Source organism: Streptomyces sp. NPDC096046, from assembly GCF_040303285.1.
In the GTDB taxonomy this organism is placed as follows: Bacteria; Actinomycetota; Actinomycetes; order Streptomycetales; family Streptomycetaceae; genus Streptomyces.
In genome coordinates, this window is the sequence record NZ_JBEOSZ010000026.1 from 15,842 (window position 1) to 29,351 (window position 13,510).

The window sequence follows — 13,510 nt, forward strand, 5'->3', positions numbered from 1 at the left end:
GTATCGGCTCTCACTGGCCATCACCTGGTGAGGCGGGTGCCGGTAGCCGCTTGTAGTAAATCGTCGTCGGCCTCAGCACCCCGTCGGGGCTCGCCGCGTAGTCGGGGATCGCTCCGACCGGCGTCCAGCCGGCGGACCGGTACAGACGCTCCGCGGGGCTGCCGGTCTCGGTGTCCAGGTGCAGGAGGGTGACACCGGCCGCCGCCGCCGCGGCCTCGGCCGCGGCCAGGAGCCCGCGGGCGAGGCCGCGTCCACGGGCGTCCGGGTGCACCATCAGCTTCACGAGCTCGGCGCGGTGCCGGCTGTTGGCCTTGCCGGGGAAGGCCAGGCTCACGGTGCCGAGCACCCGTTCCCCGTCGCAGGCCGCCCACACGGCGAGCCGGCCCGCGGCGACCTCGGCGGCCCGCTCCCCCCACCAGTCGCGGGCCCGTGCGTGGCCGAGCGGGGCGAGAAAGCCGACCGAGGCGCCCCCGTTCACGGTGGCGGTCAGCAGATCCGCCAGCTCCGCGCGACGGGCGAGCAGCCGGGGTACGTCCAGGCGGATCACGGCCGCACCACCGCCAGCAGATAGCGGACGCCCTCGGGGGTCGTGCAGCGGAACCGGATGGGGCCCCACACCCGCATCCGCAGGCAGTCACCAACGTCCAGCCGGTGTGCGATGCCCTGCGTGGTCACCTCCAGGGCGCCCTCCAGGACCCAGAGGTGCTGCTCCAGGCCGGTCACGGGCGGGCGGTCGTAGGCGAGGTCGGCGCCGGGTGAGAGGCGGGCCTCGACGAGTTCGCCGCGCAGGGCGGGGTGCGGCGGCGACACGGACCGCCGTACGAAGCCGGAGGCCCGGTCCCGCCAGACGGGCTGGCCGGTGGAGCGGACGACGGCCTGCGGTTCGGCCTCGACCTCGCTGAGGAGCTGGGACATGGTGCGGTCGTAGACGGCGCACAGGCGGTTCAGGAGTGCGGCGGTGGGGCTGATCTCCGCCCGCTCGGCCCGGGACAGGGTGGACCGGCTCACCCCGCTGCGGTCGGCCAGCTCCCCCAGGGACCATCCGTGTGCGGTCCGTAGTTCGGCCAGGCGCGCGCCCAGCCGGGCGTCGAGTGCCTCCGTTTCCTCACTTCTCATATCCGGGACGCTATCCCGGATATGAGACAGCGGTGTTACGGACTCCTCACCCCTGGGCCGCCTCGCCGAGCGCGTCCAGCACCGGCCGGATGAGGGGATGCTCCTCGGCCCCCCGGCGTACGGCGGCGAAGACCCGGCGGGTGGGGGCCGTTCCGTCGACGGGGCGGACCACCACGCCGGTGAGGTCCATCCCGCGCAGCGCCGAGCGCGGCACCAGGGCGACACCCACGTCGGCCGAGGCGAGGGCGACGACCGCGCGGAAATCGTCCGAGGAGTGCTCCATGCGGGGCTGGAAACCGGCGCTCTCGCAGGCCAGCACCACCACGTCGTGGCAGGGGTTGCCGGGGTACGGGCCGATCCAGGAGTCCTTGGCCAGTTCGGCGAGCGGCACCTCGGCCGCGCCGGCCAGGCGGTGGGTGACCGGGACGACGGCGTCGAAGGGCTCGGCGTACAGCGGCAGGTGCGCCAGTCGCGGGTCGTCGGCGGGCGGGGCCCCGCGGTACTCGACGGCGACGGCCACATCGACCTGCCGGTCCAGCAGCATCGGCAGGCTGGCGTCGCCCTCGGCGTCCTGGACGCGGATGCGGATCCCGGGCGCCGACCGGGCGAGACAGGCCACGGCGGGCGCGACGACCAGGGCGATGCCGGTCGCGAAGGAGGCGACCGTGACGGTGCCCGCCGCGCCCGAGCTGTACGCGGCGAGCTCGGCCTCCGCCCGCTCCAGCTGGGCGAGGACGGCGTTGGTGTGATTGAGCAGGATCTCACCGGCCGGGGTGAGCCGTACGCCCTTCGCGCCGCGCTCGACGAGCCGGTGGCCGGTCTCCTGCTCCAGGGCGGCGAGCTGCTGGGAGACGGCCGACGGGGTGAGGTACAGCGCGGCGGCAGCCGCCGTCACCGTACGGTGGTCGGCCACCGCCCGGAGGATGTGCAGCCGCCGCGCTTCGATCATGCGATCGATTGTCTCAAATTCGCCCCGTGCTGCCGGTCAGCCCTCCAGCTCGGCGCGTGCCGCCACGAACGCGTCGACCGCGCGGTTGACGTCGTCCGTGGAGTGCGCGGCCGACAGCTGGACGCGGATCCGGGCCTGGCCCTGCGGCACCACCGGGCACGAGAAGCCGATGACGTAGACGCCCCGCTCCAGCAGCAGCTCCGCCATGCGGCCGGCGACCGCGGCGTCGCCGATCATCACCGGGGCGATGGCGTGGTCGCCGGGGAGGACGTCGAAGCCCTCGTCGGTCATACGGCCGCGGAAGAGGGCCGTGTTCTCGGCCAGCCGGACGCGCAGGTCGTCCGCCGACTCCAGCAGATCGAGCACCTTCAGCGAGGCCGCCGCGATCACCGGGGCCAGGGTGTTGGAGAACAGGTAGGGCCGGGAGCGCTGGCGCAGCAGGGCGACGATCTCGGCGCGGGCCGCCACATAGCCGCCGGACGCGCCGCCGAGGGCCTTGCCGAGGGTGCCGGTGATGATGTCGACGCGGTCCATGACGCCGTGCAGCTCGGGCGTGCCGCGGCCGCCGGGGCCGACGAAGCCGACCGCATGGGAGTCGTCGACCATGACCATCGCGTCGTAGCGGTCGGCGAGGTCGCAGATCTCACGCAGCGGGGCCACGTACCCGTCCATGGAGAAGACGCCGTCGGTGACGATCAGGCGGCGGCGCGCGTCGGAGGCCTCCTTCAGACGCGCCTCCAGTTCGGCCATGTCACGGTTGGCGTACCGGAGGCGGCGGGCCTTGGACAGGCGGATGCCGTCGATGATGGAGGCGTGGTTGAGCGCGTCCGAGATGACCGCGTCCTCCGGGCCGAGCAGCGTCTCGAACACACCGCCGTTGGCGTCGAAGCAGGAGGAGTACAGGATCGTGTCCTCCTGGCCGAGGAACGCCGAGAGTCGTGCCTCGAGTTCCTTGTGCACCTCCTGGGTGCCGCAGATGAAGCGGACGGACGCCATGCCGTAGCCCCAGCGGTCCAGGGCCTCGTGGGCGGCGGCGACGACCTCGGGGTGGTCGGCGAGACCGAGGTAGTTGTTGGCGCAGAAGTTGAGGACCTCGCCGGGGCGACCGCCCGCGGTCACGTTCACGGTGGCGGACTGCGGGGTGCCGATCACGCGCTCGGGCTTGTGCAGGCCGGCGGCGCGGATCTCGTCGAGGGTGGCGCGCAGGTCGTCGCGCACGGAGTCGAACATCGGGAGCTCCAGGGGTGCTTGCGGTGAAAGGGGGTTACGCGGTCCAGTCGAGGATGACCTTGCCGCCGCGACCGCTCGCCGCGTCCTCGAACGCCGCCTCGTGGTCACGGTGGCCGTAGCGGCCGGTGATGACGGGCGCGAGGTCCAGGCCGGCCTCCAGCAGGACCGACATGGCGTACCAGGTCTCGAACATCTCGCGGCCGTAGATGCCCTTGATGGTGATCATCGAGGTGACGACGCGGGCCCAGTCGACGGGGAACTCCTGGGCGGGCAGACCGAGCATCGCGATCCGGCCACCGTGCGTCATATTGGCGATCATGTCGCGCATGGCCTCGGGACGGCCGGACATCTCCAGGCCGATGTCGAAGCCCTCGCGCAGTCCGAGGGCGCGCTGGCCGTCGGCGATGGTGGATCCGGAGACATCCAGCGCGAGGCTGACCCCGATCTTGCGGGCCAGCTCCAGCCGCTCCTCGCTGACGTCGGTGATCATGACGTTGCGGGCGCCGGCGTGCCGGGCCACGGCGGCGGCCATCAGGCCGATCGGGCCCGCGCCGGTGATCAGGACGTCCTCGCCGACCAGCGGGAACGACAGCGCCGTGTGCACGGCGTTGCCGAACGGGTCGAAGATCGCGGCCACGTCGAGGTCGACGGGGATCCGGTGCACCCACACGTTGGCGGCGGGCAGCGCGACGTACTCGGCGAACGCCCCGTCCCGTCCCACCCCGAGCCCCACGGTGGCCCGGCACAGGTGCCGGCGTCCGGCCAGGCAGTTGCGGCACTTGCCGCACACCAGGTGGCCCTCGCCGCTGACCCGGTCGCCGATAGCGATGTCGGTGACGTCCCGCCCGGTCTCGACGACCTCGCCGACGAACTCGTGCCCGACCACGAGCGGGGTGCTGATCGCCTGCTGCGCCCAGCCGTCCCAGGCCCGGATGTGCAGGTCGGTGCCGCAGATTCCGGTGCGCAGCACCTTGATGAGTACGTCGCCGGGCCCGACGATGGGCTCGGGGACGTCCGCGAGCCACAACCCGGGTTCCGCTTTCTGCTTGACCAGCGCCTTCACCGCTACGGCTCCTGGGGGTGAGTCCCGGCTCCGGGTATGCCGAAGGAACCCCTGGGCCGGGAGAGGAGTGGGATCGCACTGCAATCTGCCGTACGGCGGCACGCCGGTCCATCGAGGTTTTCTTAAGCGGCGCCTCAGCTTTCCTTCACGCCCTCGGGGTCCCGCCGGGCCCGCGGGTTTCAGTAGGGCGGCAGGCCGTCCCGGGCCTCCAGCTCGATGACGAGCTGCGCGGCGTACTCCTTGATCGCCGTCAGGCCCGGCTTCCCCCACGGCCTCGGCCCGACGTCCGCGACGCTGACCGTGCCCAGCACGAGTCCCGTGCCGTCGACGAGCGGAGCTCCCAGATAGGAGCGGATGCCGAATTCGTCCACCACCGGGTTGCCGGCGAACCGCGGGAAGTCGCCCACGTCCTCCAGGGCGAGGGCCTTGCGGCGCGCCACCACATGGGGGCAGAAGCCGTGGTCACGGGGCAGGGCACGGCCCAGGCGCGGGGTGGTGCCGTCGCTGCGCACCACCGGTGCGACGGCCGGCACGTGCAGACCCGCGTAGAACTGCCCCTGTTCGTCTGGGAGGTTGACCATGGCGTACGGCGTCCCGGTGAACTCGGCGAGGCGGTGCGCGAAGGCGTCGAGTGCGGGTTCGGGGCGCTCCCCCAGGCCCAGTCGGCGCAGTCGGCGGGTGCGGGCGGGGGCCTCCCTGTCCTCGGGTGTGAGCAGCAGACGACCGGCCGGGCGCGGCGGGTCGTAGGTCATGGGCGTGCTCCTGGGCTGTGGACTTGCCTCATATAGGGGCTCCCTGGCGGTGTGAGGGGGTCACATGTGGGCGCCGTACCCCGTCGCGGGGGCCGGCGTGTGAGCGATGAGATGACGCACCAGGGTCAGCAGGGCCTGGACCCCGGAGCTGGAGATCCGCGCGTCGCAGCGCACGACGGGCACGTCCTCGGACAGGTCGAGGGCGCCTCGCACTTCCTCGGGGTCGTAGCGGTAGGCGCCGTCGAACTCGTTGAGCGCGACGATGAAGTCGAGGCCGCGCTGTTCGAAGAAGTCGACGGCCGCGAAGCACTCCTGGAGCCTGCGGGTGTCGGCGAGGATGACCGCGCCGAGCGCGCCCTCGCACAACTCGTCCCACATGAACCAGAACCTCTCCTGTCCGGGCGTGCCGAACAGGTACAGCACGTGTTTCGGGTCGAGGGTGATGCGGCCGAAGTCCATGGCCACGGTCGTCTCGACCTTGTTCTCGATGCCGTCGAGATTGTCGGTCGCGGCGCTGACGGTGGTGAGCAGTTCCTCCGTGCTGAGCGGCGCGATCTCGCTGACCGCGCCGACGAAGGTCGTCTTGCCCACGCCGAACCCGCCCGCCACCAGGATCTTCAGCGCGGTGGGGAACGGGTCGGCGCCGCGAGCCGGTCCGTCGGTGTAGTCAGAGCTGTCGTCGTAGTCCATCGAGCACTGCCTCCAGAAGGGCCCGGTCCGTCGGGTTGTGGTGGAACGCGGGGGGCTTGGTGGTCAGCGCCCCGCAGTCGACGAGGTCCGCCAGCAGCACCTTGGTGACGGCCACCGGCAGTTTGAGATGGGCGGCGACCTCGGCGACGGCGACGGGTACCCGGCACCGTTCGAGTGCCTGCGCGTGCTCGGGGCCGAGATAGCCGAGGGGGGTCGCCCCGGTGGCCATCACCTGCGACACGAGGTCGAGCGCGACGGTGGGACGGGTGCGGCCGTTGCTGACCGTGAACGGGCGCACCAGCCGCCCGGCCGCGTCGTCGAGCCAGGGCCCGTCACCGGCCGCCGTCACGCTCAAGGCCTCATCGCCGGGGATTCGACGGACTGCCGGGGAGCGGTCACCAGATAGGGACGGACGCTCTTGACCAGCATCGCCATCTCGTAGCCCAGCACGGCCGCGTCCGCCTCGCGGCCGGCGAGCACGGCCAGGCAGGTGCCGGAGCCCGCGGTGGTGACGAACAGCAGGGTCGAGGCGAGTTCGACGACGACCTGCCGCACGTCGCCGCCGTCGCCGAAGCGGACACCGGCGCTGCGGCCGAGGGAGTACAGGCCGGAGGCCAGCGCTGCCATGTGGTCGGCGCTGTCCGGGTCGAGGCCGTGAACGGACTTGACGAGCCCGTCGCAGGACAGCAGCACGGCGGCGGTCGTGTGCGGCACGCGCTGCACGAGGCCGCTCATCAGCCAGTCGAGGTCGGAAACATGGGCGGTCGGCGCATCGCTCGCCATGGTGGATCGACTCCTTGGGGTACGAAGGTCTGCGGGAGCGCTGGGTGTGGGGGTGGAACGAGGGGTGGTCATCCGGCGGGTGCGCTCCCGTCCTGCCGGGTGGTGGTCGTGCGGGGGTCGGAACGGGCCCCGGGGGGACGGGCCCCGGGGGTCGGCCTGTTCGATAGCTCCGAGGGGAGCGCCTCCAGGTGAACCGGCCGAACGGGCATCGGATCCCTGCGGGCGGACCCGCTGGGTGCGGGGTCCGTGTGGGCGGAGTCCGTGTAGGCGGAGTCCGTGTGGGCGGAGTCCGTGTAGGCGAACTCCGTGCGGTCGGATCCCCTGCCTGCGGACTCCATGTGGGCGGACCCCATGTCGGCGGCCTCCATGTGGGCGGACCCCATATCGGCGGCCTCCATATGGGCCACCTCCACGTCGGACCACGCCGTGGCGCCGGCCTCCATGTGCTGTTGGGCCTCGGCGAGGCTGATGCCGCGCTGGAAGGCCGCCATGAGACCGGGGTCATGACTCACGAGGTGTTCGGGGTCCTGGCGGGGCGTCGGGCCGTCGCGCAGCTGGGGCGCGATGTGCTCCTGCGCGCGGCGACGGGGCAGTTGGGGTTTGCCCATGGTGCCGCGCACGGCGCCCTTGCGCGGGGTGGGCGGTGCGGTCCCGTGCTCGGCCAGGACACGCCGGTCGTCGGGTGTGATGCCGGGACGCGCCTCGGCCGGGGTGGGCCGCTCCCGCCGGGCCCCGCGCACCGGCAGGGGCGCGGGCCGACCGCCCTGCGGGCTCCCGCCCGGGCCCGGCCGGGCTTCCTGCCCGTGTCCTTGGGCCAGGGCCTCGTGCCGTCGGGGCAGGGCTTCGTGGCCTTGAAGTACGGACTCGTGCCGTCGGGGCAGGGCTTCGTGGCCTTGAGGTACGGACTCGTGCCGTCGGGGCAGGGCTTCATGGCCTTGAAGTACGGACTCGTGCCCTTGAGGTGCGGCGGATACGGCGAGCGGGGCCGACGGCCCTGGCCCTGATCCGGGCGCGGGCAGCGGCACGGAGGAGACCCCGAAGACGCCGTCCCCGGCCGGGGCAGGCCCCCCGGACACGCCGCCGACTCCGGCACCGGCACCGGCCTGCCCGTTCTGCCCCTGTCGATGACGCCCGGACTGCGCGCCCGGCCCGGTCAGGCCGGTCTGACCGTCCTTTCGCCCCGGCACAGCCGGACGCTCCGGACCGGCCGCCGCTGCGCCCTCCGGCTGCCCCGTGCCCCCGGGAGTCCCTGCCCCCGACTCCGCTCCCAGCAGCGCCTGCGGCACGACGAGCACCGCCTGCACTCCGCCGTAGATGTTGGTCTGGAGGCGGACGGTGATGCCGTGCCGACGGGCGAGCTGGGAGACGACGAACAACCCGATCCGGCCGTCCGCGAGGAGGCGGGCGACGTTCACCTGGTCGGGATCGGCGAGCAGCGCGTTCATCCGCGTCTGCTCCTCCAGGGGCATGCCGAGTCCACGGTCCTCGACCTCGACGGCGAGCCCGGAGGTGACGAGGTTGGCGCGCAGCAGCACCTGTGTGTGCGGTGCGGAGAACACCGTGGCGTTCTCCACGAGTTCGGCCAGGAGATGGATGACGTCGGCGACGGCGTGGCCGCGCAGCTGTCCGTCGACGGGTGGCACGAGCTTGACCCGCGAGTACTGCTCGACCTCGGCGATGGCCGAGCGCAGCACCTCGGTCATGGAGACCGGGTTGCTCCACTGGCGGCGGGAGACCGCCCCGCCCAGCACGGCGAGGTTCTCGGCGTGGCGGCGGATGCGGGTGGCGAGGTGGTCGACGTGGAAGAGCCCCTTGAGCAGGTCGGGGTCCTCCATCTCGTTCTCCAGCTCGTCGAGGATGGAGATCTCGCGGTGCACCAGTGACTGCAGGCGCCGGGCGAGGTTGACGAACACTTCGAGCTTCTGTTCACTGCCGGCCTGGCTGGAGAGCTGGGAAGCCTGGACGACGGCGGTGACGGCGCCGTCGTGCGCGCGGGACAGGTCGGCGGTGAGGAGGTCGAAGTCGTCGGCGTCCTCGGCGGGATCGCCGTGCCGGCTCTGCGGTGCGAGCTGCGGCGGGCCGTCGCCGCGGCGCAGGGTCTCGACGAGGGTGTGCAGGTCGGCCTCACGCCGTGCGGTGCTGCGGCGCAGCACGCCGATGCGGTCGTGCACGGACCGGGCGGCCCGGTTGGCGGCGACCGCGGCGACGGCGATGCCGACGAGGGCCACGAAGACCGCGCCGCCGAGCACGACCCACAGGGTGGGGCCGGGCCGCGTGCCGGTGGACCGGACGGTGAAGAGGACGGCGGCGCAGCCGCTGAGGGCGACGGCGACGGGCGGCAGCACCGCGAGGCGCAGCAGCTGGGGCCGTATATGGGTCTCGGGCAACGCGGGTGCGGTGCGGACGGCAGGCCGCCCGTGCCGCCCGCCCTCACGGCGGTCTGCGCGTGCGGCCGGGGCGCGGAGGTGAGACATCGGTGTCCTCGTACTGGTCCGTCGGGCCTGGGTGCCAGGGGCGCTTGCGGCGGTGCGGCCGGGTTCGCGCGGCCGCTTGCGCGCCCGGGCCGTGCGCCCGGGCTCCCCTCGCTTCCGCGCGGCCCCGGCGCCACCGTGACCCGCGTGCGGGCCCGGGCCGGAAGCCCCGGCGCCGCCCGCACCGGCCCCGGCGGCATCCACACCGGCGGCGGCCACCGCGTCACCGGACCCGGCCCCGGCACCCGTCTCGCTGACCGCACCCGTGCCGGCGTCGGTGGCACGCGGGCAGCGGGGATCCCCGTCGCGTCGACTCCCTCGTCCGCCCTGCGCCTGCACGTACCGGCCCCCGCTCCCCTGATCCGTTGATCCGTCCTGTTTCCCGACGGCCACTGACAGTAGTCGCCAGCGCATCATGTGCGGTGGGCAGTTGACAAACTCATACGGTGAGCGTCCCGCTCTGGTATGAGGTCTCGTACGGCAGATCGATAGCACCTCCGCACATCCGGCCACGAACGAAAGAGATCGATCCGACCTGGTCAGCAGCGGTCATAGGAAGACGGCGACAGCCGGGGAGCCTTGCGCTCCCCGGCACTCGCCGCCTGCCTGTCGTGCGCCCCGGGTCAGCCCGCCGGGAGCGTCTGGGAGTCCTCGGCACCCTTGCCGGCCCGACCATGATCGTCACTCACCGTGGCGGCCCAGGCCACGACTCCTGCGTCCGATGCGGTCTTCGAGACGGTCTTGATACCCGCTCCGGCGCGGACCCCCGTCACCGGACGGCCGCCCTTCGAAGCAAGCGCCACCCCACGCCACCACGGCTCCGCCGGCAGGCTCTCCGCCGTGGGCTCGAAGGGCGCACCGGGCCGGGGCAGGACGACACCGGCACCGACCGCGCGGGCGGCCGCGAGGTCCCCTCACGGGGTCCATCCACAGGCGCGTCGCGCATACCCACTTCTAAGGACATGTGGAAATCCGGACAACGTGAGGCTCTGTCGACTGCGTTGATCGAGCCGTTGCTGCCGCCGTGGCCCGCGCCGTCGCCAGGGCCACGGCGGGTGGACGACAGCCACCAACGTCGACACCGACACCCCGCAGAACTGACGGCCACCCCCTGTCACTCACCCGGTCGTGATCGGTGCCCACGGTGTCGCGCCAGGCTCCGCGCACTGTTTCGCGGCAGGATGGAGAAGACAGACGAGGGTCCCTATAGGTCCTGTGCGTGGCGAAAGGTGATCCGGCCGTGGAGCTCACTCTCGTGGTGCTGATCATCATCGTCGGACTGACGTTTGACTACACCAACGGCTTCCACGACGCCGCGAACGCGATCGCCACGTCCATCTCCACCAAGGCCCTCACTCCCCGCATCGCGCTGGGTATGGCCGCCGTGATGAACTTCTTCGGCGCCTTCCTGGGCACCGAGGTCGCCGAGACCGTCGGCAGCGGCATCGTCGGCGCGCCCCAGGGGGTCTCGGGCCTGCTGCTGGTGATGAGTGCGCTCATCGGCGCGATCGGCTGGAACGTCTTCACCTGGTGGCGCGGGCTGCCGACCTCCTCTTCGCACGCCCTGATCGGCGGACTGGTCGGCGCCGCCCTCGCCGCCAGCGCGACCGTGCACTGGTCCGGCATCCTGGGCAAGGTCCTGCTGCCCATGCTGCTGTCCCCGCTGGTGGGCGTGGCCCTCGGCTACCTCCTGCACACCGCCATCCTGTGGGCGTTCCGCCGTGCTGCCCCCCGCCCCACGACCCGCCGCTTCCGCATGGCGCAGACCGTCTCGGCTGCCGGCATGGCCCTGGGCCACGGGCTGCAGGACGCGCAGAAGACCATGGGCGTGATCGTGCTGGCACTGGTCACGGCCGGCTGGCAGGACGACTTCTCCGTGCCCCTGTGGGTGATCGTGGCCGTGGCCGCGGCGATGGCCGCCGGTACCTACAGCGGGGGGCGCCGCATCATCACCACCCTGGGCCGGCGCATCGTCCGCCTGGATCCGCCGCGCGGCTTCGCCGCCGAGTCCGCCGCCGCGGGCGTGCTCTACACCACCGCGTTCGTCTTCGAGGCCCCGATCTCCACCACCCAGACGATCACCGCGTCCATCCTGGGCGCCGGCGCGACCCGCCGCATCTCGGCCGTGCGCTGGCAGGTGGCCCGTTCCATCTTCGCCGCATGGGTCCTCACCTTCCCCGGAGCCGGACTGCCCGCCGCCGCCCTCTACCTGATCCTGCACGCCACCACCGGACTGTGACCCGAGCCGGAGGCCGCCCATGCCCGCCCCATCCAACCCCCAGCCGTACGGGCCACCGCGCGGCGGGATTCCCGACGGTCTTCCCGCGCCGGGCCGCTTCGCGCATCTGCATCCCGACGACGGCGCCTGCCTGATGGAGGCCGCATCACTGCTGGCCACCGGCCGCTTCACCGACAGCCCACCCGGTACCCACCCGGTACTCGCCGGCCTCGCCCGCGCGGTCAACGACGCCGTCAGCGACACCGCCCGCCAGGCCCTGTGGCCGCTGGCCGCCGACCTCGCCGACGCCGACCCCGCCGACCGCGCCTACGGACCACTGCTGGTCGCCACGGTCGTGGACGCCGCCCGCCGCGTACAGCCCGCATCCCGGCGCCTGAAGCGGCACAGCACGGCCTGCCACCAGCGGGCCCGCCGGCTCGCCCACGCCCGTCCGCCGAAGACGGCGGCTCGCATCGCCGACCTGCTGTGGTGGCGCGGCCCAGGCCGCCGCCACCTCGAACACTCCCTGCGCGTCCTGCTCACCGCGCCCGATGCGGACCAACGCCTCTCCCAGCTCCTGCACGACGCCGTCGCCCAGGCCCGGCACACCACAAGCCCGGCTGTGACCGGGGCTGCCCCTCGAACGACACTGCCGCGATCTCCGTGACCGGACGGGCGGCCCAGCAGGCGCTCGTGCGGCCAGTTCCGGAACGCCACGGCGGTCGTCGTCAGCCGGACGGCGCCCATCGGCCGGCCCGCGGCGACATCACTGGGCTCGGTCGCCTTCGGCAGTTCACTGATGGGTTCCTTCACCGGCTACAGGACGCATCAACGCGCCTTTCATCTGCTGCGAGAAGCCCGACTCAAAGCGTCCGGGACGCTGGGTGGCAACAGTAAGGGGCGGGGCCGGCGGCACTGGTCCGTTGAACGGAGACGGCTCTTCTGCGCCCTCGCGGTTGCCTACGGCCCACTTGCGGTGATCGTCCTGTGGCGGTAGGCGGAAGTGCCGGGCCTGAACTTGCTGACCAACGGCACCCTGACCGTCACCACGATCGTCATCTGGCTCCGAGACACCGGCCAAGAGCCACCAGAAGCGCCCTAACCCTGTTCTCCCCGTCGGCGGAGGCACTACGACTGCTGGCCGGCTGGGGCACCGACGCGTCAAGGGCGGGAGTCGGGATGCCGCCGGCACGCACGACTGACGGTAGTACCAGGGAGCCGGCCTCCCGAGCTCGCACGCTTGGGAACTGATGGCCCGAGATGATGGCGGTTGCCACGACGATGCTCTCCTTCTTCCCGCGCCGGCGTGGTCAATCCGGATTCAAAGCCCGTCGGCGCACTGCATCGCGCAGGCGGGGTGGAAAGATATGAGATGCAGCCGGCCGCGCGGCCGGGTCCGTGTGGCGCGTGCTGCCTGGGCGGCATGGGGGTTCTCAGGGAGAAACTTCGGTATGGAGTGGCGCCGTTGGCAACGTCTGGATGCGGCTCTTCGTGACCAACTGGCGCGCGATCTGCTGGAGCGCCTCACTCCGGTGATGAGCGGCCTTGGGCTGCTGTTTCTGCTGGTGGTCATCGCCGAGCGCCTGGTCGCGCCCGAAAGCGCCGCTTCGACTGCCCTGGCGGTGGTCGGCTGGGTGCTGTGGGGGGTTTTCGCCGCGGAGTTCGCCACCCGGCTTGTTCTGGCGTCCCACCGCGGCCGTTTCCTGCGTACGAACTGGTGGCAGGTCATTTTCCTGGTACTGCCGTTCCTGCGGGTCTTCCGCTTGCTGAAGTCGTTGCGGCTGATCCGCACCGGCAGGGTGCTCTCCTCGACTGTGCGGTCCTCGCGCTCGGCCGGGCGGTTGCTCGGCGACCGGGCGGCATGGCTGTCCATGGTGACGCTGATCGTGATCCTGGCTGCCAGCGAGCTGCTGTATGAGCTCGACGGCGCCCACGGCTCCTACGCCAGCACGCTGCACGCCACCGCGCTGATGACGATCAGCGGACAGCCGCTCCGCACGGCCACGGCCTACGGCACGGTACTGGAAGTCCTGCTGGCGGTGTACTCAGCGGTGGTCGTCGCCGCCCTGGCGGGAACCTTCGGCGCCTACTTCATCGACAAACGCACCAGGACGACACCCGACGGCGACGGTGACCCCACGCCGGTTCCAGGGGCTCGTCCTCCCGGAACCGGCTGAAAAGGCACCGCCATGGGTCGCCGTGATGGGACGGCCCTATGCACGACGGCCCGCCCGCACC

At 72.3% G+C, this 13,510-nt stretch carries 13 protein-coding genes; 3 read left to right on the top strand and 10 right to left on the bottom strand.

Going from position 1 to position 13,510, the window contains the following annotated elements; genetic code table 11:
• Nucleotides 1–10 precede the first annotated feature (10 nt).
• The 10 genes from ABTX62_RS22480 to ABTX62_RS22525 form a co-directional block, all read right to left on the bottom strand.
• On the bottom strand, nt 11–547 hold the full coding sequence (locus ABTX62_RS22480; RefSeq protein WP_352117838.1) for a GNAT family N-acetyltransferase: 537 nt from the start codon (nt 545–547) through the stop codon (nt 11–13).
• Nucleotides 544–1,116 (bottom strand): helix-turn-helix domain-containing protein, encoded by a 573-nt coding sequence (locus ABTX62_RS22485; protein ID WP_352117839.1) that lies wholly within the window; start codon nt 1,114–1,116, stop codon nt 544–546. The genes ABTX62_RS22480 and ABTX62_RS22485 overlap by 4 nt, the downstream gene beginning before the upstream one ends.
• 46 nt (nt 1,117–1,162) lie before the next feature.
• Complete coding sequence (locus tag ABTX62_RS22490; RefSeq protein WP_352117840.1) at nt 1,163–2,065, bottom strand: LysR family transcriptional regulator; 903 nt, start codon at nt 2,063–2,065, stop codon at nt 1,163–1,165.
• Between the two features lie 36 nt (nt 2,066–2,101).
• Nucleotides 2,102–3,295 carry a glycine C-acetyltransferase gene (locus ABTX62_RS22495; protein WP_352117841.1) on the bottom strand — a complete coding sequence of 398 codons (1,194 nt, stop codon included), beginning with the start codon at nt 3,293–3,295 and terminating at the stop codon, nt 2,102–2,104.
• Between the two features lie 34 nt (nt 3,296–3,329).
• Complete coding sequence (tdh, locus tag ABTX62_RS22500) at nt 3,330–4,358, bottom strand: L-threonine 3-dehydrogenase (protein ID WP_352117842.1); 1,029 nt, start codon at nt 4,356–4,358, stop codon at nt 3,330–3,332.
• A gap of 179 nt (nt 4,359–4,537) precedes the next feature.
• Entirely contained in the window at nt 4,538–5,110 is a 573-nt protein-coding gene (locus ABTX62_RS22505) for a GAF domain-containing protein (RefSeq protein WP_352117843.1), read from the bottom strand.
• A gap of 60 nt (nt 5,111–5,170) precedes the next feature.
• Entirely contained in the window at nt 5,171–5,800 is a 630-nt protein-coding gene (locus ABTX62_RS22510; RefSeq protein ID WP_352117844.1) for a GTP-binding protein, read from the bottom strand.
• Nucleotides 5,778–6,149 carry a DUF742 domain-containing protein gene (locus ABTX62_RS22515; protein ID WP_062930368.1) on the bottom strand — a complete coding sequence of 124 codons (372 nt, stop codon included), beginning with the start codon at nt 6,147–6,149 and terminating at the stop codon, nt 5,778–5,780. Before ABTX62_RS22515 ends, ABTX62_RS22510 begins: the two co-directional genes overlap by 23 nt.
• Before the next feature lie 2 nt (nt 6,150–6,151).
• Nucleotides 6,152–6,583 carry a roadblock/LC7 domain-containing protein gene (locus ABTX62_RS22520; RefSeq protein ID WP_030840841.1) on the bottom strand — a complete coding sequence of 144 codons (432 nt, stop codon included), beginning with the start codon at nt 6,581–6,583 and terminating at the stop codon, nt 6,152–6,154.
• Between the two features lie 68 nt (nt 6,584–6,651).
• A complete protein-coding gene (locus ABTX62_RS22525) occupies nt 6,652–9,057 on the bottom strand; it encodes an ATP-binding protein (protein WP_352117845.1) in 2,406 nt (801 codons plus the stop codon).
• A 1,237-nt stretch (nt 9,058–10,294) separates the two neighbouring features.
• Here ABTX62_RS22525 and ABTX62_RS22530 point away from each other — a divergent pair.
• From ABTX62_RS22530 to ABTX62_RS22540, 3 genes are all read left to right on the top strand, one after another.
• A complete protein-coding gene (locus tag ABTX62_RS22530) occupies nt 10,295–11,293 on the top strand; it encodes an inorganic phosphate transporter (protein ID WP_352117846.1) in 999 nt (332 codons plus the stop codon).
• Nucleotides 11,294–11,312: 19 nt separating this feature from the next.
• A complete protein-coding gene (locus tag ABTX62_RS22535; RefSeq protein ID WP_352117847.1) occupies nt 11,313–11,939 on the top strand; it encodes a hypothetical protein in 627 nt (208 codons plus the stop codon).
• A gap of 784 nt (nt 11,940–12,723) precedes the next feature.
• The gene (locus tag ABTX62_RS22540) at nt 12,724–13,449 is read left to right on the top strand and encodes an ion transporter (RefSeq protein ID WP_352117848.1); all 726 of its coding nucleotides are present in this window, start codon (nt 12,724–12,726) and stop codon (nt 13,447–13,449) included.
• The last annotated feature ends 61 nt before the right edge of the window (nt 13,450–13,510 follow it).

What these genes read in the sequence shown, in the direction of transcription:
- ABTX62_RS22485 (WP_352117839.1), bottom strand. Translation starts at nt 1,116, where the DNA reads ATGAGAAGTGAGGAAACGGAGGCACTCGACGCCCGGCTGGGCGCGCGC.
- ABTX62_RS22490 (WP_352117840.1), bottom strand. Translation starts at nt 2,065, where the DNA reads ATGATCGAAGCGCGGCGGCTGCACATCCTCCGGGCGGTGGCCGACCAC.
- ABTX62_RS22495 (WP_352117841.1), bottom strand. Translation starts at nt 3,295, where the DNA reads ATGTTCGACTCCGTGCGCGACGACCTGCGCGCCACCCTCGACGAGATC.
- ABTX62_RS22505 (WP_352117843.1), bottom strand. Translation starts at nt 5,110, where the DNA reads ATGACCTACGACCCGCCGCGCCCGGCCGGTCGTCTGCTGCTCACACCC.
- ABTX62_RS22510 (WP_352117844.1), bottom strand. Translation starts at nt 5,800, where the DNA reads ATGGACTACGACGACAGCTCTGACTACACCGACGGACCGGCTCGCGGC.
- ABTX62_RS22520 (WP_030840841.1), bottom strand. Translation starts at nt 6,583, where the DNA reads ATGGCGAGCGATGCGCCGACCGCCCATGTTTCCGACCTCGACTGGCTG.
- ABTX62_RS22525 (WP_352117845.1), bottom strand. Translation starts at nt 9,057, where the DNA reads ATGTCTCACCTCCGCGCCCCGGCCGCACGCGCAGACCGCCGTGAGGGC.
- ABTX62_RS22535 (WP_352117847.1), top strand. Translation starts at nt 11,313, where the DNA reads ATGCCCGCCCCATCCAACCCCCAGCCGTACGGGCCACCGCGCGGCGGG.
- ABTX62_RS22540 (WP_352117848.1), top strand. Translation starts at nt 12,724, where the DNA reads ATGGAGTGGCGCCGTTGGCAACGTCTGGATGCGGCTCTTCGTGACCAA.